Source organism: Desulfatibacillum aliphaticivorans DSM 15576 (genome assembly GCF_000429905.1).
GTDB lineage: Bacteria > Desulfobacterota > Desulfobacteria > Desulfobacterales > Desulfatibacillaceae > Desulfatibacillum > Desulfatibacillum aliphaticivorans.
In genome coordinates, this window is sequence record NZ_AUCT01000017.1 from 81,058 (window position 1) to 100,541 (window position 19,484).

At 53.7% G+C, this 19,484-nt stretch carries 22 protein-coding genes; 3 read left to right on the forward strand and 19 right to left on the reverse strand.

Going from position 1 to position 19,484, the window contains the following annotated elements; translation table 11 throughout:
* Window positions 1–88 precede the first annotated feature (88 nt).
* The 3 genes from G491_RS0115035 to G491_RS0115045 are packed head-to-tail and all read right to left on the reverse strand — an operon-like array spanning window position 89 to window position 2,159.
* Window positions 89–1,612 carry a terminase large subunit domain-containing protein gene (locus G491_RS0115035; protein ID WP_028315191.1) on the reverse strand — a complete coding sequence of 508 codons (1,524 nt, stop codon included), beginning with the start codon at window positions 1,610–1,612 and terminating at the stop codon, window positions 89–91.
* On the reverse strand, window positions 1,612–1,890 hold the full coding sequence (locus tag G491_RS0115040; RefSeq protein WP_028315192.1) for a hypothetical protein: 279 nt from the start codon (window positions 1,888–1,890) through the stop codon (window positions 1,612–1,614). Before G491_RS0115040 ends, G491_RS0115035 begins: the two co-directional genes overlap by 1 nt.
* Window positions 1,887–2,159: a hypothetical protein gene (locus G491_RS0115045; protein WP_028315193.1), complete on the reverse strand. Its 273-nt coding sequence runs from the start codon at window positions 2,157–2,159 to the stop codon at window positions 1,887–1,889. Before G491_RS0115045 ends, G491_RS0115040 begins: the two co-directional genes overlap by 4 nt.
* A gap of 140 nt (window positions 2,160–2,299) precedes the next feature.
* On the opposite strand from G491_RS0115045, the gene G491_RS0115050 reads away from it, so the two are divergent.
* The 3 genes from G491_RS0115050 (at window position 2,300) to G491_RS0115060 (ending at window position 3,824) form a co-directional block, all read left to right on the forward strand.
* Complete coding sequence (locus tag G491_RS0115050; RefSeq protein WP_028315194.1) at window positions 2,300–2,497, forward strand: hypothetical protein; 198 nt, start codon at window positions 2,300–2,302, stop codon at window positions 2,495–2,497.
* Between the two features lie 63 nt (window positions 2,498–2,560).
* A complete protein-coding gene (locus G491_RS0115055) occupies window positions 2,561–2,932 on the forward strand; it encodes a hypothetical protein (RefSeq protein WP_028315195.1) in 372 nt (123 codons plus the stop codon).
* Window positions 2,916–3,824, forward strand: a complete 909-nt coding sequence (locus tag G491_RS0115060) for a tyrosine-type recombinase/integrase (RefSeq protein WP_028315196.1) — start codon at window positions 2,916–2,918, stop codon at window positions 3,822–3,824. Before G491_RS0115055 ends, G491_RS0115060 begins: the two co-directional genes overlap by 17 nt.
* Before the next feature lie 311 nt (window positions 3,825–4,135).
* Here the strand turns inward: G491_RS0115060 and G491_RS0115065 are convergent, their stop codons facing one another.
* From G491_RS0115065 to G491_RS0115140, 16 genes are all read right to left on the reverse strand, one after another.
* Window positions 4,136–4,669, reverse strand: a complete 534-nt coding sequence (locus G491_RS0115065; RefSeq protein ID WP_028315197.1) for a hypothetical protein — start codon at window positions 4,667–4,669, stop codon at window positions 4,136–4,138.
* A gap of 88 nt (window positions 4,670–4,757) precedes the next feature.
* Window positions 4,758–5,033 carry a hypothetical protein gene (locus tag G491_RS0115070; RefSeq protein ID WP_028315198.1) on the reverse strand — a complete coding sequence of 92 codons (276 nt, stop codon included), beginning with the start codon at window positions 5,031–5,033 and terminating at the stop codon, window positions 4,758–4,760.
* Entirely contained in the window at window positions 5,023–5,811 is a 789-nt protein-coding gene (locus G491_RS0115075; protein WP_028315199.1) for a hypothetical protein, read from the reverse strand. Before G491_RS0115075 ends, G491_RS0115070 begins: the two co-directional genes overlap by 11 nt.
* Before the next feature lie 550 nt (window positions 5,812–6,361).
* A complete protein-coding gene (locus G491_RS0115080) occupies window positions 6,362–9,664 on the reverse strand; it encodes a CHC2 zinc finger domain-containing protein (protein ID WP_028315200.1) in 3,303 nt (1,100 codons plus the stop codon).
* Complete coding sequence (recD2, locus tag G491_RS0115085; RefSeq protein WP_028315201.1) at window positions 9,661–11,883, reverse strand: SF1B family DNA helicase RecD2; 2,223 nt, start codon at window positions 11,881–11,883, stop codon at window positions 9,661–9,663. The genes G491_RS0115080 and recD2 overlap by 4 nt, the downstream gene beginning before the upstream one ends.
* Entirely contained in the window at window positions 11,838–12,308 is a 471-nt protein-coding gene (locus G491_RS0115090; RefSeq protein ID WP_028315202.1) for an ERCC4 domain-containing protein, read from the reverse strand. Before G491_RS0115090 ends, recD2 begins: the two co-directional genes overlap by 46 nt.
* An 8-nt stretch (window positions 12,309–12,316) precedes the next feature.
* The gene (locus G491_RS0115095) at window positions 12,317–12,790 is read right to left on the reverse strand and encodes a DUF669 domain-containing protein (RefSeq protein WP_028315203.1); all 474 of its coding nucleotides are present in this window, start codon (window positions 12,788–12,790) and stop codon (window positions 12,317–12,319) included.
* A 5-nt stretch (window positions 12,791–12,795) separates the two neighbouring features.
* Entirely contained in the window at window positions 12,796–13,566 is a 771-nt protein-coding gene (locus tag G491_RS0115100; RefSeq protein ID WP_028315204.1) for an ATP-binding protein, read from the reverse strand.
* Between the two features lie 25 nt (window positions 13,567–13,591).
* Window positions 13,592–14,608 carry a PD-(D/E)XK nuclease family protein gene (locus G491_RS0115105; RefSeq protein ID WP_028315205.1) on the reverse strand — a complete coding sequence of 339 codons (1,017 nt, stop codon included), beginning with the start codon at window positions 14,606–14,608 and terminating at the stop codon, window positions 13,592–13,594.
* Window positions 14,605–14,925, reverse strand: a complete 321-nt coding sequence (locus G491_RS0115110; protein WP_028315206.1) for a hypothetical protein — start codon at window positions 14,923–14,925, stop codon at window positions 14,605–14,607. The genes G491_RS0115105 and G491_RS0115110 overlap by 4 nt, the downstream gene beginning before the upstream one ends.
* A gap of 108 nt (window positions 14,926–15,033) precedes the next feature.
* Window positions 15,034–15,618, reverse strand: coding sequence for a sigma-70 family RNA polymerase sigma factor (locus G491_RS0115115; RefSeq protein WP_028315207.1), 585 nt, complete (start codon window positions 15,616–15,618; stop codon window positions 15,034–15,036).
* A 215-nt stretch (window positions 15,619–15,833) separates the two neighbouring features.
* Window positions 15,834–16,160, reverse strand: a complete 327-nt coding sequence (locus G491_RS0115120) for a hypothetical protein (RefSeq protein ID WP_028315208.1) — start codon at window positions 16,158–16,160, stop codon at window positions 15,834–15,836.
* A gap of 323 nt (window positions 16,161–16,483) precedes the next feature.
* Entirely contained in the window at window positions 16,484–16,903 is a 420-nt protein-coding gene (locus G491_RS0115125; protein ID WP_028315209.1) for a hypothetical protein, read from the reverse strand.
* Window positions 16,903–18,486 (reverse strand): recombinase family protein, encoded by a 1,584-nt coding sequence (locus tag G491_RS0115130; RefSeq protein WP_028315210.1) that lies wholly within the window; start codon window positions 18,484–18,486, stop codon window positions 16,903–16,905. Before G491_RS0115130 ends, G491_RS0115125 begins: the two co-directional genes overlap by 1 nt.
* Complete coding sequence (locus tag G491_RS0115135) at window positions 18,479–18,985, reverse strand: DUF2924 domain-containing protein (protein WP_028315211.1); 507 nt, start codon at window positions 18,983–18,985, stop codon at window positions 18,479–18,481. The genes G491_RS0115130 and G491_RS0115135 overlap by 8 nt, the downstream gene beginning before the upstream one ends.
* Window positions 18,986–19,005: 20 nt before the next feature.
* Window positions 19,006–19,269 carry a hypothetical protein gene (locus G491_RS0115140; RefSeq protein ID WP_028315212.1) on the reverse strand — a complete coding sequence of 88 codons (264 nt, stop codon included), beginning with the start codon at window positions 19,267–19,269 and terminating at the stop codon, window positions 19,006–19,008.
* Window positions 19,270–19,484 lie beyond the last annotated feature (215 nt).

Below are 19,484 nucleotides of genomic sequence, written 5' to 3' on the forward strand. Positions count from 1 at the left end.
AACTGCCGCACATCTCCCCGCTGTGGGGCGATCACGGCAACACAGGGGTTACTTACCGGAGGGAGAGGAAAAACGTCGGGAAGGCGGGTTAAATAAAGACCGGCTCTGTCAGAACAGGTTTGAGCCAGACGGTCTCCTCACCGGCAAGGTCGAGGTTGCCTTGCTCCCGAATGAGCATGGCACAGCGGACCGCGTCGATGATGTGGTCGTTGCCTTTGGAGTAGATGATCTTACCGTCCCGCAGGGTGTACGTCTGGGTGGTGAACTGGTCTTCAATTTCCAGATCGTCTGACGGGAAGATGATCTGTTTGCGCTGGAGGGCACCGTTAATCAGGCTGGTCATCAGCTCTTTTGTCCGCTTCTTGATCTCCTTGCCATCGCGGATGGTGAGCCGGGTCATACCGCCGAAGTCGAAGCCTTTCAATCTGCCTCCCAGTTCCAGCTCTTTGTATTTGTCGAGAGTCAGCAGTTCCTGCACCACGGCCAGACCGTTGCCTCCATTGTCCACGCCGATTCCCGCCGGAGTGAAATAGCGCTCGAGCAGTGCGATGGTCTGGGCAATGTGCGGATACGAAACATGCTCCATGTGAATACGCAGCACCAGCTTCAGGATGCTGCGATCACCCACCTCGGCTTCCTGAAAGATAACCAGCTCGGTCGGGTCATTGGTATATCCAAGGTCACCGCCAATCCAGAATAACCCGGTTCGGGGCGTGAGGTTGAGCAGCAGTTCAAGCCGGTCATAGGCAGCTTCCTCCGTTTCACAATCACGCAGCTCGGTATCGGTAATGGTGACCTTCTGATATTCCAGTAATTCCTGTCGGCAGAGATTGAACTGCTCCACGTTGAACGTCCCGTATGAGGGTTTTCCGTGTTCCCCGGCAACCTCATGCTGCCAGCCCGAGGTGTCTTTGCCGCCATAAAACTCCAGCAGCTCCGATTCACGTTCAGCGGTCCAGAACGGGTTGAGCCATGAAGCCCAGCGGAACACCTTGAATTGTTCCGACAGGGTCAGCCGATAGTAGGTGGTGTTTCGCAGGCCATTGGGGGTGGAATAGATTTTCAGGCGGCCGCCTGTTTTCAAGCATTGTCTGAGCGCCTTCCATGCACGCTCGGAAAGCCACGCGCCTTCATCTACCCAAACCCGGTCTACATGAAGCGAGCGGAATGCATCGCCATACGCACCAGCCGGACGGAAATAGATCACGGAGCCATTGGTAAACTCCAGTCGGAAGTATGGCTTCCGGGTTATTTTGGGTTTACCGTATTTCGAGATGGCAATGCTGTTCATCAAGTCTTCATTGTGATCCAGCTGGTACTCAAGTTCTTCGATTACTGTGTCAAGATGTCCCTGATGAGGAGCGGCAATCAATCCCTTTCCGCCGCGAGTCGTGAAGGCATAGTGCAGTGCATCCGTTGAGAGCACGATCGACTTGCCAACATCACGGCCATCGAGGTGGATGATGTTTTTGTGGGAGCAGCGGAGATCTTCCTTCTGATGGTCCCAATACGACCGTGCCGAACCGTCGCGGTTGTAGAGATATGCTTGTCCCCACAAAACCGGGTCACGGAGTGTTTCGGCCAGTCTGCGCTCCTTATCAGAGACACCCATCAATTCATTCCTTTGCGGATGGCAATTCCAAGAACCGAGGAGATCAGCTCTGTGAGGATCTGCTGGACCGCCAATGTGTTCGTCCTGTTACTGACAGCCTCCTCGATATCCAGAATGGCCTGATCGAGCTCCTGCCATTCCACGTATTTCTGCCGGGCGGCTTCCATACGTTCGAATGCGTCATCTATGCGCCCGGCCGCCAGCTCAGAGCCGATATCGACCAGTGCCTGTCCGGCCTCCCGGATCGCATCGCTGTTTTGTTCGAGTATTTGTTTCATTGTTCACTGTCCTCCGGATTTGTGTTCGCCCAGCTATCCAGTGAATCAATGGCCTTCTGCAGACGCAGGCCGATTCCGACCAGACGCTCCGCATCCGGGTGGTTGGATTCAACCAGAGCTTTGTTTGCCTCCCGGACATATTCCGGGGTGTAGCGGTTCAGGGTGGATGTTGCCGACTGAATCTGCTCAGGCGGTCTGTACGTGGCGCAGCCAGCAACCATACCGGCCAGCGTCAATGGGATTACCCATTCGAGTGCTTTCTTTAACATGTTGCGCTCCTTTGTTTTAGGGCTGTCGTTTTAATGCAGAAACATCTCTGCAAATACTTGATTTCCAAGAGGATATAAGCGTCATTGGACATGACGCGGGACGGTCCCGCAGAACTATAAACCGAAGCAGGAGACGCCCCATGAAACAGGTAAAAAACAGTGACGACGCCAGAACAGCCTACAAAAAGCGCCAGGACAACATTGCCGAGTACATCCAGCAGATTCAGCAGAAGCTGGCCGCAGATGCCGGGCAATCGAATATCAACTGGGCGCATGTCGGGTCGCTCGGGCATGTCGAAGAGCTGCTCCAGCAGATCGAGGGACATCTGTCCCGTTAATAACCGCCCCTTCGGGGCTTTCTGGGTTAAGCCACCAGCTTCACAAACAAAGGAGTTAATGCCATGACAGAAATGACCATCCATGAAACCACAGCCGCCTTCATCAACCATCTTCGGGAGAACGGCAAAAAGGAGCGGACGCTCTACACCTACCGGAAGGACCTCGATCTCATCGAGGGATACTTCGGCAAAGACAAGAAGCTTCAGGAGCTGCGTATCACGCAGGTTGGAAAGTTCCTCAAATGCGATGCGCTGCTGAAGCTCGGAAACGGCAATGCCCGGGCCGAAAGAACCGTCGCCAAGACCATCCGCGTGTTCCGGATGATGCTGGTCTGGGCCAAGGATTCCGGATTTATCGATGAGCTGCCGCTGCCCAAGAGCACCCCGATGGGACACAGCAAGCAGACGGAGGTGACCGATGCCGAACAGCAGTGATCGACTGGAAGCGGCCATAGAGCGGTTCTGTGCCCACCTGTCGGCCGAAAACAAAGCGGAAGGGACTGTGACCGCATACCGGCGGGATCTGCGACTGGTGGCCTGTGTGGCCGAATCCTTCCAGCCCGGACTCTGCTGCCAAGATGTGACACCCGGCCTGCTGGATCGGGCTTTATCCTCGCCAGAGATTTTGACCACAAACTCGGGAGCACGATCCCCGGCATCGGTGCATCGGTTGAAGGCGGCGGTCCGTTCCTTCTTCACTTGGACTACCGATGCCGGGCTTACATCTGAAAACCCGGCCCGGGCGGTTCGCATGAAAAGGCTGGCGCAGAAGCCGCCGGTGTTTCTTACGGCTTCAGAAAAGAAGGCATTGCTGAAAGAGGTAAAAGGCCGCACGGGCTTTGCCGGAATGCGTGATCGGGTCATGATCGAAGTCCTGCTCGGCACCGGTATCCGCATCGGTGAGCTTGAAGCGCTGGACACAGATGATATCGACCTCGATGCAAAGCATCTGAGAGTCAGAGCCAAAGGGAATGTGGTGCAGGTCAAGTTCATAAAAACCGACCTCCGAATCCTGCTGAAAAGATATTTGAAAGAACGATCCCGGCAAAGCACAACGCCATGCAGCGCACTGTTTCTGTCCAATAGAGGAACACGTCTTTGCCAGCGGCAGATAGCCAACCGGATAGCCTTGTGGCTGAAGAAAGCCGGTATTGAAAAGAACCTGACTCCGCATGGCCTGCGACATACCTTTGCAACCCACCTTTACGGGGCCACCAGTGACCTGCTTGTCGTGCAGAGGGCGCTGGGGCACCGGGATATTTCAACGACCCAGATTTACACTCACCTTGTCGATGGTCAGCTTGAGGATGCTCTTGAAAGACTGTGACAGCATCCTTGACCTGAACATCCGGAGCGGCTCCTGCTGCTCCTTTTTCGTTCCCGGGCCGCATATTAAAATTGCGGCATATGCCGTTATGCGCGAACAAGGCCATACAGGCCACTTTGGGATTTATGGCGTTATGTGCGCATAAGCCAATAAAGTTGATTTTCTTATGTATGGTCTTATGCGCATAGGATTGGAGGGAACCGATGCTGAACCGATGGTTCGCACCTTTCATTTGAGAAATTTTACTTAACTGAAATTTCCGGGAACACGTCTTATCTGAAATTCCTGTCATCTTGAGCCTCCATAACTGCCTAATCCTTCGCGCTCTTTCTTTTCGAGGCTCTGGTGTTATCTGAACTTTTTTTCGGCTTTTTCACGGAAGCGGTCTTCTGGGCGGCGGCTTCACTCACTTTTTCAAGAAGAGCGGAGGCCCATTCGGCAGGAGACGTCTGCGGACCTTTCGGCTCCTCACCCTCGCGGGCAATCTTGGTGGTCTTGAGATCCTTCATGTGACAGCGGATCATCCGGTCGAGACTTTCGGCGGCCTGTGTGTTTCCTTCGATCTGTGCCCGGACCAGCTTTACCGAGTAGATGCCCACCAGCTCGACCTGCAGAAAGTCGCTGGATTTGTTGAACTGAAAGTCCTCGTGCAGCTTTTCGATGATGCTGTCGAACATGACCTTTTCTTCCGGAGTCAGGCAGCGGTCGGCAAAGATGCCATGCTTGAGCGTGCGAAGGTTTCCTTCTTTAGCTCCCGCTTTGCTCTTTGCCTGATCATGGTCTGTCCGGCCCTCATTCCGATGCCAGCGATCCAGATTCTGTTCGTCTTTTTTTGTAACGCCCAAGGCTCATCTCCGGTTTATCAATTTTGTTTCCAAATTTCGGGGTTCGGGGCGGAAGGCAGATTTAGCCCGTTTTCCCGAACCACAAGCCTTACATACCGGAAGAGTCCTCAACCTGTCGGGCGTCGGTTTCCTTTCTGTGGTCCGCGAGGATCTGATTGACCCTACGACGTGTGATACCGGCAAGGCTGGCAATTTCATCGGTTTCGATTCCCTGACTTTTGAGGGCGATAACCAGCTGTCTGCGCTCCTTGTAAAAGCTGCCCGGTGCGGGAATCCAAAGGATGCCGGAATGATGCTTCTGCACTTCCTTGAGAAGCTCTCTCGGGAGGATGTGTTCGGCATTGGCGTATTTCTTAATGCTCATGATTGTTCTCCACTTTCTTTAGCCACGGCTGCGGAACATCCGGGTTATGAAACCTGAGCGTGCTGGGGCGCGGGGTGTCCGGGCTGTGGATAATTTCGATATTCTTTTCTGTTACGGCACCAATCTTTCGATCACCGCCGACAAAGCAGACCAGCCCGTAATCCTGACCGCAGGGGAACCGATATCGTCCCTGATTCTGGTAAAGCCTGGCTTCAGACCATTTCTTGGACATGGCTTCCTCCTTGATTGCATCAACTTTGGCCAATGCTTCCGCACTGACTTGCTCTATACAATTCCAAGCTTCTTCTGGCGGATAAATCCAGTTGTTCTTGGGAGGTTCTGCAGGTTTCTCAGGTTTTGCCGGAACATGACGGGGAGCTTGGTAATTCTGTGGGCTGAACTGCCGGGATGCCTGCTGTAGAGATTCCTTGCCGAATTTCTGAACGGCATATTCCTGAAGCGGGTTGAATCGGCTTTTCAGGCTTTCCCATGTTGATTCAGGAAGCTTACCGGCTTTGAAAGTGGACTGGGCTGCCAGCATGCGTGACCGGAGCCATGCGAAATACTCCGGCTCGAGACGTCGATAGATTTTGCCATTGTATTCAACGTCACTGGCGGACGTGACGGCCCAGTCGAATTGTGCGGTATCCAGATCGGTGGATACAAAAAGATCGGGCTCCGGTGCGCTGCTGTCATTTTCAGCAGGCGGAGCAGCTTGTTGGGAAGGCTCACACTCAGGGGAATCGAGATGCGTGAGCATGGTTTGTAAAAGGCTCATGGGTGACCTCCGGAAGTTCGGGTTTATTTTTCTTCCCGTTACTTACCGGAGCCGGAGCCTGAGTGTCGGATGGTAGAAAGCGTAGAAAGGGGTTTCTACGCCCAGAGACCTTTCTACACCCCCTTTCTACATCTCTTAACAGCAGTAATAGCAGTTAGTTATAGATATTTTTGTAGAAAGTGTAGAAAGGTATGGAAATATTACTCACGCATAGCCCGTTTTTTTCAGGCATGCCGTCATCCCATGATTTGAAAAAATGAACAGTAAGGGGGAGTAACCTCTGAAACCTTTCTACACTTTCTACGCTTGCCGCGTAACACCATATATAACAGTGACTTGCGCTGTAGAAAGGTGCTCTTTGGACATTCTACATTGTAGAAAGGTCTTTCTACACCGGCGGCCTTTGTAACGATTTTACCGGCCAGATGCCGGTTTCTAATCGTTTTACCAGCGGGATAACAGTTTCGCCAGAATCTGCCGTGGATATAAACAAAAAGCCCGCAGAGGTGAATCCACGGGCCTGACTGGGTGATGGTATGAAGGGCGAAAATTATTCGACTGTCTGGATGGTGTAGAGCTTGGTTCCGTATCGTTTCTGGCTGATGACAACATCGAATCCAGCCTCGCGGATGGTTTCAAGGTCGTTGGCAAAGCGCTGAGCAAACTGCCTCGATGAATCCATTTCAAAGCGCAGACCGAAATCTCTGGCCACACGTTTGAGCGCCACGAACAGCTCCCGGGACAACACCTCCTTGAGACAGCCGTCTTCTTCGAGCTGCACCTGATAGCGGGCAACAAACTCCTGAATGTGATCCACCCGGCGATCGTTGTAGATATCTTTCCGGTCGGCCTCCACGGCGGTGCGCCACGCTTTGAACAATGTCGAGAGCGCCGTTGCGGTGTGATTGGAATCCCGGGCGGTTTCACGACTGGTCTGGTTGATGGTCTGGATCTGCTGCTTGAAAGCCGGTGCCAGCGTCGACATTCCCTGTTCGATCTGATCCTGAGATGATCCGGCCAGAAGCATCAGATACATCAGACTGAGATATTCGTTACAGCGTCGTTTGTCATGGTTTCCAAGGGCCTCGTGGAGCAATTTCATCGCCTGTGTCCGCATCCCGTCTTTCATCATGGCCAGCACCTCGCTGGTGCGTTTCATCAGAGCGGAAATGATCAGGTCCCGGTTGCGCTGCAGGGCGGCAATCACATCTGACTCAATGAAACAGTCGTTGCCCTGATTGCCAATATCGAAATTGATCACAAAGCTGCGGGACTGGATTTCGGACAGCTCTCCGCACAACGGCTCGATGCCGGTGGTATTGAGCAGGCATTTGGTCCGCTCGGTCACGGTTTCACTGTCTGTGCCGCTCTTGCGTTTCTCTTTGGCAATGCCGGTGATACTGGTCAGCATGAAGGTGGTCAGGTCCTCGGTCATCTGCTTGACCTCGATGTTGTCGAGGACAATAAGCGGATTCTGGGAACCATCGGTATAGTTGGCCGCATCGGTGGCTTTCTTGTGCTGGGGCTCACCGTAAAGCAGCGCCGAAATCAGCTTACTGGCCGTGGTCTTACCCGAACCGGCCGATCCTTCAAAACGGGTCATGGGCCGGGTTCCGGAAAAATCGATCAGCAGAAAACAGGTCAGCCAGGACAGAATCAGAAAGCGGTCACCCTGCGAGCAGGTCATATTGTTGATCAGGAGATCGACCAGCAGCTTGTCGGCTTCCTCCGGTGCGGCGTCTTTCAGAAACTTCAACGGCTTCATCTTGCGGGAACCGTCGAGAATGATCCCGTCGGCGTTCCCACCATTTTTCAGGATCTCGATGCCGTCGGGTGTTATCCGGGCAATCTCATGATCCTGATTGTTCAGGTTGAAATAGACCGTGAAATTGGAAATATCCGTGTGCAGCCACGAGAAATGGTCGCGCACCTGACCTCGAATCATCGCCAAACTGGGCAATACCTCGAAAAAGGTGCGGCCGCCGTTGGATGTCGGAACCATGCCAGTGTGCTTGTAGAGCATGGCTGCATACTGCCTTTTGCGTCCGCGATCGGGTGAATCCATCCAGTAAATGGAGTTGTCGAAATACATAAACGGCTCACCGGTCTGGGTGTGAAAGAACTGGGCTCCATTGGCGGTAAACCAGTCATAGCCCGCTTCGGCTGCGGCGGTATAATCCGGAGCACCGTTTTCCAGTTCCGTATCGATCAGTACTTCATCGACCCGGGCGCGACAGGAACCGGGCGGTGATCCGCTGAGACGTTTGGCTTTCTTTTTTTCCTTTTTGGCGTTGTCACGTCGGTTCTGCTGAACAGATCGCACCTGTTCCTTGAGTGTCGCCATTGGAACCGCTTTACCCAGCCGCTCCTGAACCAGTTTCAATAGACGGCTTTGCTCCAGCGGTGAATGAGCCGAAATTTCGGCCAGAACCGGCTCGAGCTGGCGGTTTCTCTCTTCCTCCGGGGCATCCTCGGGCAGACTTTGAATGCCGAACTCAACCGGCGTACAGGCCGCAGAAAGCAGCACCTCAAACTCAGCCTTACCATTGCCGGATGCAAAGAAATCGTTCACATCGATCTTGGCATTGGCCAGCAGCGTTTCAGCCTCCTGAATATCCTCGGCAGAGTGGCCTTCGAGTAATTTGGCGAGCTCCCGGGGGCCGACAGCCGCCGTCAGATTAAACCGTTCCTGCAGTTCCTGACGTGCCTGCTGCTGGGGGTCATTCAGAGGAATGGTAACCAGCTTCGTATCAATCTTGTGTTCGGCCAGCGTGCGAGCAGTCTGCAAGGCTCCCTTGAGCCCGGCCTCCGAGATTTCATTGTCCTGACAGATATAGACGGTCTTGAGCCCGCGCATCTTCGGGACCAGACGCTCCCAGTCTGCGGCCCTGATTCTTACCGTCACAGGAGAGAGCGCCGGGAAACCCTGTTGCATCAGAGCGATGCAATCGGTCACGCCTTCGGTAATGATGATGTGGTCGGGCTTACCCAGCAGGCAGTCCTCATTGAACAGCACCGCATTATTGATGAAGCGGGCGACATAAGGACGCTGATGTTCATCGTGAACCGGCAGCTTCTTGTACTTTCCCTGTTCCCAGTTTGCATCCGGTGTCCACGGAGTCTTGCGGCCGATCATGAACACCACGCGGCCACGACTCCAGTATGGAAAGATGATTCGTTTTTCAAAAAACGGATTCAATCCATCCTGACTGGTCGGGCGAAAGGCTCCTGTGGCGGAAAGCTCCCGTTTGCTAAATCCATGATCGCCGGATCGCAGGGCAGCAATGACACCGGACTCATTGTCGGCAAAACCGATCAACAGGTCGTCGATGGTCTCATCACTGATGGCATATTTTTCCTTCAGCCAGGTCAACGCCTCCTGATTATCCTTGAGCCGCTGGTGATAGTAGCGGGCCAGCTCGGTCAGGGCATCTTTGACCCGGATCTCAAAGGAACGATCATTTTCCGTCTGCTCCAAGCGTTCCTGCGTGAGGCCGTAACGTGACAACGGCGGCATCCCGGCTTTCCCTGCAAGAAAATCACGGGCCTGCCGATGGCTGTCGGGCATGGGACCGGATTGCCCGGCGGTGACCGTACCCGATTGAATAAACTCAACGAGCTGGAGGACATCACCACCCACACCGCAGCCGAAGCAATACCAGCCCTGTTTGTCGAGCATCACATGAAGTGAGCGATGGGACTGACTCTGGTGATGCGGGCAATCGCACTGGAGCCGCTGCCGGGATTCCTGTGTGATCCTTCCGGCCAGAAGATCCCTTGCCACATCACCAATATCGAGCTCGGTTATCAGGCGGTAGTATTCTCTGACATTATCTGAACCGCCCATGCTCATAATGCCCCCGCACAAGCTGACTGCTCTTCAGGGCAATTCACATTGTTCAACAGAATGGAGAGAAAGGTCTTTCGGTCATCCACCTGACATTTTTTGGCACAATTACGGATGCCCCATCGGTCGCCCAGCACAATCGCTGTCTTGCGGGCACGGGTCACGCCGGTGTACAGCAGATTACGATGATGCATAAAGGAATGAGCCTTGTGGACCACCACGACAGTGCATGGAAATTCCGATCCCTGGGTTTTGTGGATTGTCAGCGTATATGCCAGCTGGATGTCCTGAAGGTTCGGTGAGCCTTTTTCAATCTCAACCGCCACACCCTCGAAATCAATCAGAAGCGTGCCGTTGGGCAAAACATCGACCACATGGCCGATGGCACCGTTCATCACGTTCAGCTCATAGTTGTTGCGGGTCTGAATGACCTTGTCGTGTTTCAAAAATGGCGACCGACGGCCGGGCTGTGTTTCCGGAACACTCACATTCCATAGCCGCTTCTGGATAAGCCTCTGCAGGTCCTCATTGAGGGATTTGGTTCCCAGCGGCCCCTTGTGCGTTGGAGTCAACACCTGCACATCCTTGATTAGATCAAATCCAAGGGCATCGAGCCGCTTGTCAAAGAGATCCAACAGGAAATTTCGAGCAGCACCCGGGTCGGTGAACTGATCCGCCAGATACCAGTCCCGGCATCCCTGTGAACTGGCGTCGCTGGTCTTTCTGACTTCTCCTTTGAGAATAGCGGTACTGTTTTCCTTCAGGACACCGGCCTGCCTGACTACCTTATCCAGAATGACCGTGGGGATGGCATTGGAGTGGATCAGATCCCGAAGGATATTTCCCGGACCGACCGGCGGTAGCTGGTTGTGGTCTCCCACCATGACAATGGCCGTTCTGGCAAAGTCGACCGCATTGAAAAGGTGCCACGCCAACGGAACATCCACCATGGAAAATTCATCGATGATCAGAACGTCGGCATCGATTGGATTATTGCTATCTTTAGAAAAGGACTTGCCGTCATAGCCAAGCAGGCGATGGATGGTGGTTCCGGTGCGACCGCTCACTTCCTCGAGTCTCTTGGCCGCTTTGCCTGTCGGTGCGGACAGCACCACCTCCAGATCGCACTCTTCACATACCCCATTGATGACCGAAACCGTATAACTCTTACCCGATCCGGCTCCACCGGAGATCAGGCTGATGGAGTGCTGCAAAGCGGAGTGAACCGCTTCGAGCTGCTTTTCGTTGAGCGTTTCCGCCTGACGAAGAATCAGCTTCTGTAGATTGCGGGTCGATTTGAAATGAGGGTTCGAGGCATCCGCCTTGGTGAAAATGGCGGCGATGTCCTGTTCCATTTTCAGGATATCGGAAAGCGCCACCAGAAAACGTCCCGCGTGTGATTCACAGGAAAGCAGTCTTTCACTGATCAGATTGTCCAGCGATGCTTCGATACGGATGCGGCTGTCCAGATTATCCATCACCAGCAGCAGGTTGGCCTGATCAACAAGGTCCTCGTATTCGACCCAGCAGTTTCCCTGATCCAGCGCCTCGTGCATGCAGTACTGAATACCGGCACGGATTCTTGGCGTGTGGTCTTTGGGCGTACCCAGTTTGCGGGCAATCTTGTCGACTTTTTTGAAGCCGAATCCACGCAGTTCCCGGATGAGGATGTAAGGGTCGGCCTTGAGGATATCCAAACAGTTCCCGCCCAGCTTATCGACCAGCGTGGTTACCTGATGATGGGTCAACCCAAAGGCGGAGAGCCATGCAAGGACGGCATTGACGCTGCGGTTTTTGCACCATTCATCCTTCAGGCGATTGGCGGCATCGAGGGAAATTCTGGCTTTTGATGCGATGAGCTCCGGGGATTCAATCAGAGTCTCCTCGAATGAATCGCCGAACTCTTCGACAATAAGGCGGGCTTTGGCAGGGCCAATCCCTTTGATATCCGGGTGATTGGCCAGATAGTGAATCAATCCTTCCGGGTTCAGATCAAGATCGTGCTCCATGGCATCGACCTTGAACTGACGACCATATTTCGGATGGGTGGCCCACGTCCCCAAAAGGACCACGGGCTGGTTTTCACGGGCAAACAGGTTTACGGCAAACTGAATTTCATCTCCTGTGGAGGTGAGTAAACGGCCTGCAGAAAATTTTGGCCCGGCATAATAAACTCTCTCTATTCTTCCCCGGAGTTTTGCCGGGGAGTTTGTTTTTCTTGGCATTGAGCGAACCTCCGGTGAAAGCGCATTAAAAACTCTTCAACAAACCGGCAGGCTGCCTGACGGTCTGAACAGAAATAAACGGGCACACCGAAGTCGATGATGATGGAGGCAATGGTTCCTATGAGGGCGTTTGGATGGGCGTCGCTCTGGTAACAGGCACCGAGAACATCCCGGTAATTGGCCTCAACGACGACACAGGCTGCGTCATAATGCCGGAGTTTTTCGAGCTCCTTGTGAAAACGCTTGCGGCCTCGGATGACCGTGGAAACAAAATCCGCCATGGACTTCCTTTCCACCGCCACCCGGGTCTCGAATCCCTCGATGGAGTAATCTCCCGCCGGGAGGGCTTTACGGATTGATGCGACTGATTCCGAATCAAATCCGTAAGGCTCCTGTTCCCGGGTATCAACGACAACGGTAACCATGCCCATCCTCAAAACGGAATCATGTCGTCTACATCGTGACCGGCCGACGGTGCTGCGGCATCTTCATCCGAAAGCACAATCCGGCGGTTGAAGTAGATGTTCTCGAATTCGTTTTTCGTGCGCTTGGTCACCTCGAGCCCGACATCCAGAAGGGTTTCCAGTTTGCCCGGGAGATCGGAGAGCTTGTCCATCTGCAGGCCGCAGGTATAGAGATCCTGCTTGAGCCATTTCACATTGTCCTTGCTGGCAATGACGTTGTTACGCCACAGCAGACGGCCTTTGTGCGTGGGACCCAGAATCTTCAGCGCCCACTTGAGCATGGGATTGCCGGAAGTTTCCGAGCGGGTCAGTTCCACGCGATCGACCTTGACCTGATATTTCCCGTCGGGAACAGCTTCAAAGTCCTTTTCTTCAACATCCGCAGAAACGAAATCATCGTCGAACTGCGCGAGGTCCATGGTGTCATCGTTATTCCAACTCATTGTCATTACTCCTTATTTTGAGGTTTAGCCGTTGTAGCTGGCTCCGACTTAGTCCGGGCGGCACTCACCGCTGAACCGGCAGCCGTTTGATTGAAAGCTTTCAGGAAGGTCGGGAAATCCAGAGGGATCATCTCCGGAAGACGGCCGGTTCGATCTCCGGCGTCGTAATTGGGGCTGGGCTTGGTGCGCATGACACGCTGATACATGGGCTTGCCGTCGTCACCGGTTTTCATGTCCAGATCACAGAACAGAATCAGGTCCACCAGACCGGTGACCAGCTTGCGGGCCTTGTCCGGCAGGGTCGGCACAATGCGTGTGTGTTTCCCGGTACGCGTTTCGATGTCACGCTCGTGGGAATGGGAAATAAGGATCAGGCCGTAAGGCAGGAATGCCAGCTTGTTGAGAACGCGCTGGAACTCATTATTGATGAGGGCATAGCCTTTGCCGTAGCCAAGATCGGACTCATGCTCGATCTTGAACTTCTTGCAGACATAGTCCGCGCACATGCGATAGGCGTTATCCACCGTGTCGATGACGATGGTCTTGAAGTCGTGTTTGCCTTCGGCAATCTCGGCACACGCCTGCAGAAGGTCGTCCCAGCAGGTAATAGGCGCTTCGAACACTTCGAGGGCATTCAGGCCCGGTTCCGTGGCGAGAAACAGGGCGTTCTCAGCATGGGAGCACCATGTGCTCTTGCCGATTTTACTTGGACCGTAGACCAGCGCGGTCAGGTCGTTCAGGTTTGCTTTAGGTTTGGTTTTGCTTTTTGGAAGCATGGTTTATCTCCTTGTATGGTTTGGGTTAAAAAACAGGGGCAGCGTCTTCACTTGCTCCATCCCGCAGCTCTTCGTGCGGGAGCACCCGTTGGTAATGGTTTTCAATGACGTTGGGATTCTCACCGCTCCGGCACAGCGGGAAGTAGGGACAGGCGCGTCCATACTGAAAACAGAAAGCCGTATTGCGGTAGAAGGTGTTGCGGCGGCGGGCATCCAGCATGGCTTTGGATAATTCCCAAAGCTCACTGCGAAGCTCGTCGAATTGATCGCGGGAGATGTAGAGCAGCTCCCGGTGAAACATGCCCGGCTCGAGGTATTTGTCTTTGAGGCGCTGCTGAAAGGCATCATCCGGCTCGGGCATCTTGCGCTTGGCACTGCTCTTGCCGGTTTTGGATTTGGCAATCAGCTCGGCACGGCGGGTTTCAAACTCAGCTTCTGTCTCGCCTTTGCTCTGGCGTAGCTTGGCCTTGACCAGCACGTTGTAGATGATGCCGGAGATACGGATGCCGAGGGTCTGCTCCAGATACCACGCATAAATGATGATCTGAAAATCAGTCCAAAGCCGTTCCAGATAACCGGCATCGATTTGTGAGGCGGTCTTGTGCTCGAGCAGCAAGTATTGACCGTCCTGCTGGACCAGACCATCGACCTTGCCAGCCAGCACAAAACTTCTTGATGCGGCGTTGGTATCCGGATTGACGATGGGGCCTTCGAAGGTCTTCTCCAGAGCGACCACGTCAAAGTCCTCGACGGGATATTGCTCCGAGTATGAACTCATCATGGCGGTGGCCAGATGCCAGTCCGCGAGCTGATGGTCATCATGTGCCCGGTTGGCATAGACCTGATCGATGTGTTCGAGAACCTTTTCGAGCTCCCTCTGGCCATGCCAGATCTCAAGGCAGTCGTGAATGACTGATCCGAAAGCCAGGTTGTGATCCCGCTCCAGAGGAACAAGGTCCCTCAGGTAGCGGTATTCACAAGCCTTGCGGCAATTGCGGAAGAGTCGCCACATGGAATACGTGGTGGTCATCAATTCGCTCATACCGCCACCTCCATTCCTGAAGGTGCCTTTGCGTTGCAGGCGCATCCGCCACCGGCGGGTTCACGGTCGATCATTACCGCACGCTCGCCGTATTCCTTGGTGGCGAAGCCGGTAAAGATGCTCGCCAGATCACCACCGACCTTGGTCGCTGCATCGATAAAGCAGGTGCGATTCTGTTTATCCAGATTGAAGCGGGATTCCATCCTCACTCTGGAGTGTCCATACATGCTTTCCACAGCCAGCAACGCCAGCATGAAGGTGTCTTCCAAGTCCTGAGCCGGGACCGACTGATCAAAGCGATACTTGTAAGTTTCCATTATTAATCTCCTGTTGTTTCTCAGGTTTTCTGTTTACCGAGGCCCCGGTCGTCCGCTTCATGCGGCACGATGCTTACTTACCGGAACCCCGGGCGATGCGTCGGTCGATCAGAGGTATTCTTCCAATCCACCATCCCGGAATGCGTCCCGCAGCTTGGTCAGTTTCCCGTAGAGGGTGCTGCGCGGAACGCCCATCTCCCTTGCGATTTCAGCCATGTTGCTCGACTGCAGTTTTTCGCAGAGGTCCTGAAGGTCTTCCGGCAGGGCAGCAATGACCCGTTCGAGATCGAAGCGGATGTCGTTCTGGCGTTGCTCGTTGGTATCCCGGCCGTGATGTCCCATCTGCCCATCACTGCAGACCTGCTCGATACGCTCAGCGGAGTCGTTATCTCCGCCCGGAATGGGATCGTTGAGAGAGGCTGTGCATTTGCGCCAGTCCCGGCATTGCGCGAAGCGGGCTTCCAGAATGGTTGAAATCCGCCGCTCAACAATGCGGGTCATGAAGGTTGTCTTTTTGCCTTTGGCTGGGTTGAAGTGCTTCATTCTGCCCAGCAGATCGATCATCAGTTCCTGTTCGAGATCCTGCCGATCGTCTTCTGTCAGTCCTGCTTTACCCACCAGTTGTCTTGCTTTGTGCCGAATAAGGTCTGCGGCATAGCCATCGATGCCGTCATAGGAATTTCGATAAAACATTTGGTCCTCCTCGGAGCGAGGAGGAGCACCGCGTGGGTGTCGGCACGGGCCGGAAACAGAGGAAGGAGCTGATCCAACAAGCGGAGTGTCGCAGGTTCGCCTTTTCTGCCACCTGCCGTGCTGATAAACACACGGTCAGGTTTGGCTCGGCGACACCCACAACAGCCTCCGCCTTGCGTCCAGCTTGTTGTCGAAGTGTCTAAATTCTCAGTTTGTTATGCTGCCCGTTCCTCGATGCGGATCAGGAATGGCAACCCATGCTTGATTTCAAGATGCCGGATGATTCCATCACCCATGCCGGTCAGGTGTTCGATAAGCGCGAGCACCTCCTGCTTCAGGGTGAAGTCATCCTTGGCCAGCTCCGGACGATTGCCATTCTGGCTGCCCAGTTTGATTTCCCGCTCGATTATGGTGTCTGCGGTGAGTTCGGGATTTCCGGCCACAACCGGTATGTTGGAAATGCGCCCGAAGTTGATTTGCTGCATCAGCTCGATGAGCTTTTGCTGCGGTTCGTTTAGTTCTGTCTTCTTGATCTGGTTCATGCCGAACCTCCTTTGTTAAGGACCTCCCGGAAGACAGGTCCGGCATGATTTCTCCGGGTGAGGTCGTGAACGATTTTCTGTTCACCAGACCTGTCACCCTTCTTTGGCGAAATTTCGTTGGACCACTGAAATTCCACCCGATGCGGATGTGCTTGGATTGGCTAATGCCCTGAATTTGAGGGGGATTTGATTGGATGAGGTGGGGAAATATTTTTTAACTTTTTTTGCCACCCCTCAGTGAAATTTCGTTGAACTCACTCGTCAGGGCATAAAAAAAGCCGACACAAAGGTCGGCTGTTGAGGATGATGGATTGGGGTGGCAATCAGCTGAATCCAAAGAACGTTCGTTGCTCACTCCAATCGAGTGGGAATGTTTTCACCAACTTTGACAGTGACAATCCGCTGGGTTCTTCACCGTTAATGATGGATTCGATAATATCCGGGGCGAGCGTGGTCAGCTTCAGGGTTCTGGCCACATAGGATGAGTCCACATCGAGATCCCTTGCCAGCTCGCTGATAGACTTTATCTCACCGCTCTCGAGGATGTCCGCCCATGAAAAGGCTCTGGCCAGCGACTGGACAATAGCCGTCTGAACCGTTTCCGGCATGCCTTCGTTTTCACCGTCCAACGTATCCGGCGTGAACACCATTTTGCGGCCGCGCATTCTTCGGATGAACATGGGGATATGGATATGCAGGTTTCCGCTGTCTGAAAGTTTGATGGTTGGTTTGATCTTTTTCATCAGCTGTTACTCCTTTCCCTGACTTCACAGGCCAGACCGGCCAGCTCGGTGACAAGGTTTGTGAGGCCGTTGGTTTTCAGTTCCATGTCGATTCCTGTCTCCCGGATCTCAATGGTTTCCACCAGAAGCTGGATCAGCCGGTTGCGCTCGAGGGGGAACAGATCCTCCCAGAAGGTTTCCACACTCTGGAAGGCTTCGGATACATCACCTTCGGAAATCTGCTCCGTATCGATAACCCTCAATCGAGCTGATACGTTGGTGAGCTGCTTGGTCAAATCGACGGCCTGCTGGTTGACCAAGGGAAGTCGGTTATTCCGGTCGGGATCATCATTGTCAGGCGACATCAGTTTCAGTGCTTCCTGTCTGACGCTTTGAAGGGATTGTTCGAGCTCCTTTTTCTGGCTCTGCAGCCGTTCACGTTCCTCGGCCTCGATTTCTCTGGCGGCAAAGTAGGTCTTAGCCACCAAGGTCGGTGTTCTAAATACCGCTCCCAGCTGACCAAGCACCACCGACTCGATGTCTCCGGCAGGAACCCGCTTCAAGGGGCACCGGCTGACTGCGCGTTTGGTATCCTTTTCACATATATAATAGGAGTAGCGCCGGTCGCCTTTGTTGGTATAGGTGATGCCCATGGCGCTGTCGCAGTGGCCGCACCGGATCACTCCGCTCAGGGGTGAGACCATTTTTACCCGGGCCTTGCTCATCTTGGTGCGATTGTTTTCCGAAAGCAGCGCCTGAACCTTGTCCCAAGTGTTCTGGTCAATCAGGGCTTCATGCTCTGCCGGATAATTTTTACCTTTGTAGGCAATCTCCCCGATATAGAGCCTGTTGTTGAGAAGGCGGTAGACCTGAGCCGTGTTCCATTCGGTACCGATCCGCTCCTTGCCTTTCTTGGTGGTCCATGATTTGGTTTTGTATCCTTGCTCGTTCAATTCCTGCGCCACCTTCTTGGCTGATCCCACCTGTGTGTATCGCCGGAATATGAGTTTTATCAGCGGTGCCTCGCTCTGGTTGATCAGCAGCTTTTTGTTTTCCCGGTCCACGTCATAGCCGAGCACCGCTGGGCCGCCGCAGTATTTACCCCGACGCTTAGCGGCAGCGACTTTGTCCCGGATACGCTCGCCGATGACCTCTCGTTCGTACTGGGCAAAGGTGATCAGGATTCCCAGAAACATGCGGCCCGTCGAGTCGGTGGTGCTAAAGTGCTGGGTGACGGATACAAAGCTCACTTCCTTTTCATTGAAGAGCTCAATCATCTTCATGAAGTCCAGCAGGGAGCGGGACAATCGGTCGATCTTGTAAACGACGATGACATCGATCTTACCGGCATCGATATCCGCCAGCAGTCTCTGCAGTGCCGGACGTTCCATAGTTCCACCGGAAAAGCCGCCGTCATCATATCGGTAAGGGATGGCCTTCCATCCCTGCAGCTTCTGACTTTCGATGTAAGCTTCACCGGCCTCCCTCTGGGCATCGAGTGAATTGAACTCCTGATCCAGACCTTCCTCGTGGCTTTTGCGGGTATAGATGGCGCAACGGAGTGTTTTGCGCTGGCCGTTTTGAGTGTTGTTATTGTTAAGCATTCGGACCACCTTCCTTTTTTCTGTGACTGTTCTTCAGGCCGAAAAAGATCTTGCCGTTCCAGCGGGTGCCTGTGATTTCCCTCGCTATGGCGCTCAGAGACCTGAAGATGCGGCCGTCGTATTCAAAGCCGCTTTCTCGGGCGATCACCTCATAGCGCTGCTCGTTCCAGATCCGGACAAACCGGGTACCCGGCAGGATGGCCTCCTGTGATTTTCGTTCTTCCGGGATCTTGCGGATGACCGTTGCCACCGGATCGGTCTCGGCAACTTTCTTCAGGTGGGATTTGGCCTGCTCGGACAGGCCGCCGTAAAAGAGTTCCTGAATCCGGTGCGCCAGTCGTTTAACCAGAAACTGCTTCTTGTACTGGGGTGGCTCGGTTCCATAAAGGTCCAGCCACTTCTCTCTGAGCTGATCAAGGCTCATGTTCTGGAGCGTTGCCAGTTGCCTCAACACCGAGGTCTTGGTCGGCTCCATTTTTTTGTTTTTCAAGTCATTCATTTTCAACTCCTTATATTCGATTACAGGACTCGGTTGTCATGAATGACGCTCTTTCTGGCAGAAGAATCAAGTCCTTCTCCGAAGGTTCCGGAAGAATCTGCAACATTCTTTAAGTTGTTGGCATTATTGGCCTTACGATACCGACTCCTGAGCGCTGCAATAGCCAGAATGGCCGCAATGGCATCCAGCCGTTGCTCCGGGTTAATGCCTTCAGCATCCGGCAATTGGGCTTCAGTCAATTGGTTTGAGTAAGGGTTTTCGGGTGCTAATTCCACATCAAGCATAAGGGCCTCCGTTGGGCCGGTGCCGACGTGGGAAGCTGCGGGTGCCAAAAACAAAAGGCGGTTGGGATGCGCGTTTTTCAGCACCCACAACCGCCTCTGCCTGGCATCCGGCCAATTGTCTGGTTTCTAACTCATGTCCGAAGCGAATCTTCGGAACTTTCGGAGGTTACTTACCGGGAGGGACTTCAATCCGTCGGAAATTTTATTTACAAGAT

Coding starts and splice junctions, on each gene's coding strand:
- G491_RS0115035 (WP_028315191.1), bottom strand. CDS start 1,612: ATGGGTGTCTCTGATAAGGAGCGCAGACTGGCCGAAACACTCCGTGAC.
- G491_RS0115040 (WP_028315192.1), bottom strand. CDS start 1,890: ATGAAACAAATACTCGAACAAAACAGCGATGCGATCCGGGAGGCCGGA.
- G491_RS0115045 (WP_028315193.1), bottom strand. CDS start 2,159: ATGTTAAAGAAAGCACTCGAATGGGTAATCCCATTGACGCTGGCCGGT.
- G491_RS0115050 (WP_028315194.1), top strand. CDS start 2,300: ATGAAACAGGTAAAAAACAGTGACGACGCCAGAACAGCCTACAAAAAG.
- G491_RS0115055 (WP_028315195.1), top strand. CDS start 2,561: ATGACAGAAATGACCATCCATGAAACCACAGCCGCCTTCATCAACCAT.
- G491_RS0115060 (WP_028315196.1), top strand. CDS start 2,916: ATGCCGAACAGCAGTGATCGACTGGAAGCGGCCATAGAGCGGTTCTGT.
- G491_RS0115070 (WP_028315198.1), bottom strand. CDS start 5,033: ATGAGCATTAAGAAATACGCCAATGCCGAACACATCCTCCCGAGAGAG.
- G491_RS0115075 (WP_028315199.1), bottom strand. CDS start 5,811: ATGAGCCTTTTACAAACCATGCTCACGCATCTCGATTCCCCTGAGTGT.
- G491_RS0115080 (WP_028315200.1), bottom strand. CDS start 9,664: ATGAGCATGGGCGGTTCAGATAATGTCAGAGAATACTACCGCCTGATA.
- recD2 (WP_028315201.1), bottom strand. CDS start 11,883: ATGCCAAGAAAAACAAACTCCCCGGCAAAACTCCGGGGAAGAATAGAG.
- G491_RS0115090 (WP_028315202.1), bottom strand. CDS start 12,308: ATGGTTACCGTTGTCGTTGATACCCGGGAACAGGAGCCTTACGGATTT.
- G491_RS0115095 (WP_028315203.1), bottom strand. CDS start 12,790: ATGAGTTGGAATAACGATGACACCATGGACCTCGCGCAGTTCGACGAT.
- G491_RS0115100 (WP_028315204.1), bottom strand. CDS start 13,566: ATGCTTCCAAAAAGCAAAACCAAACCTAAAGCAAACCTGAACGACCTG.
- G491_RS0115105 (WP_028315205.1), bottom strand. CDS start 14,608: ATGAGCGAATTGATGACCACCACGTATTCCATGTGGCGACTCTTCCGC.
- G491_RS0115110 (WP_028315206.1), bottom strand. CDS start 14,925: ATGGAAACTTACAAGTATCGCTTTGATCAGTCGGTCCCGGCTCAGGAC.
- G491_RS0115115 (WP_028315207.1), bottom strand. CDS start 15,618: ATGTTTTATCGAAATTCCTATGACGGCATCGATGGCTATGCCGCAGAC.
- G491_RS0115120 (WP_028315208.1), bottom strand. CDS start 16,160: ATGAACCAGATCAAGAAGACAGAACTAAACGAACCGCAGCAAAAGCTC.
- G491_RS0115125 (WP_028315209.1), bottom strand. CDS start 16,903: ATGAAAAAGATCAAACCAACCATCAAACTTTCAGACAGCGGAAACCTG.
- G491_RS0115130 (WP_028315210.1), bottom strand. CDS start 18,486: ATGCTTAACAATAACAACACTCAAAACGGCCAGCGCAAAACACTCCGT.
- G491_RS0115135 (WP_028315211.1), bottom strand. CDS start 18,985: ATGAATGACTTGAAAAACAAAAAAATGGAGCCGACCAAGACCTCGGTG.
- G491_RS0115140 (WP_028315212.1), bottom strand. CDS start 19,269: ATGCTTGATGTGGAATTAGCACCCGAAAACCCTTACTCAAACCAATTG.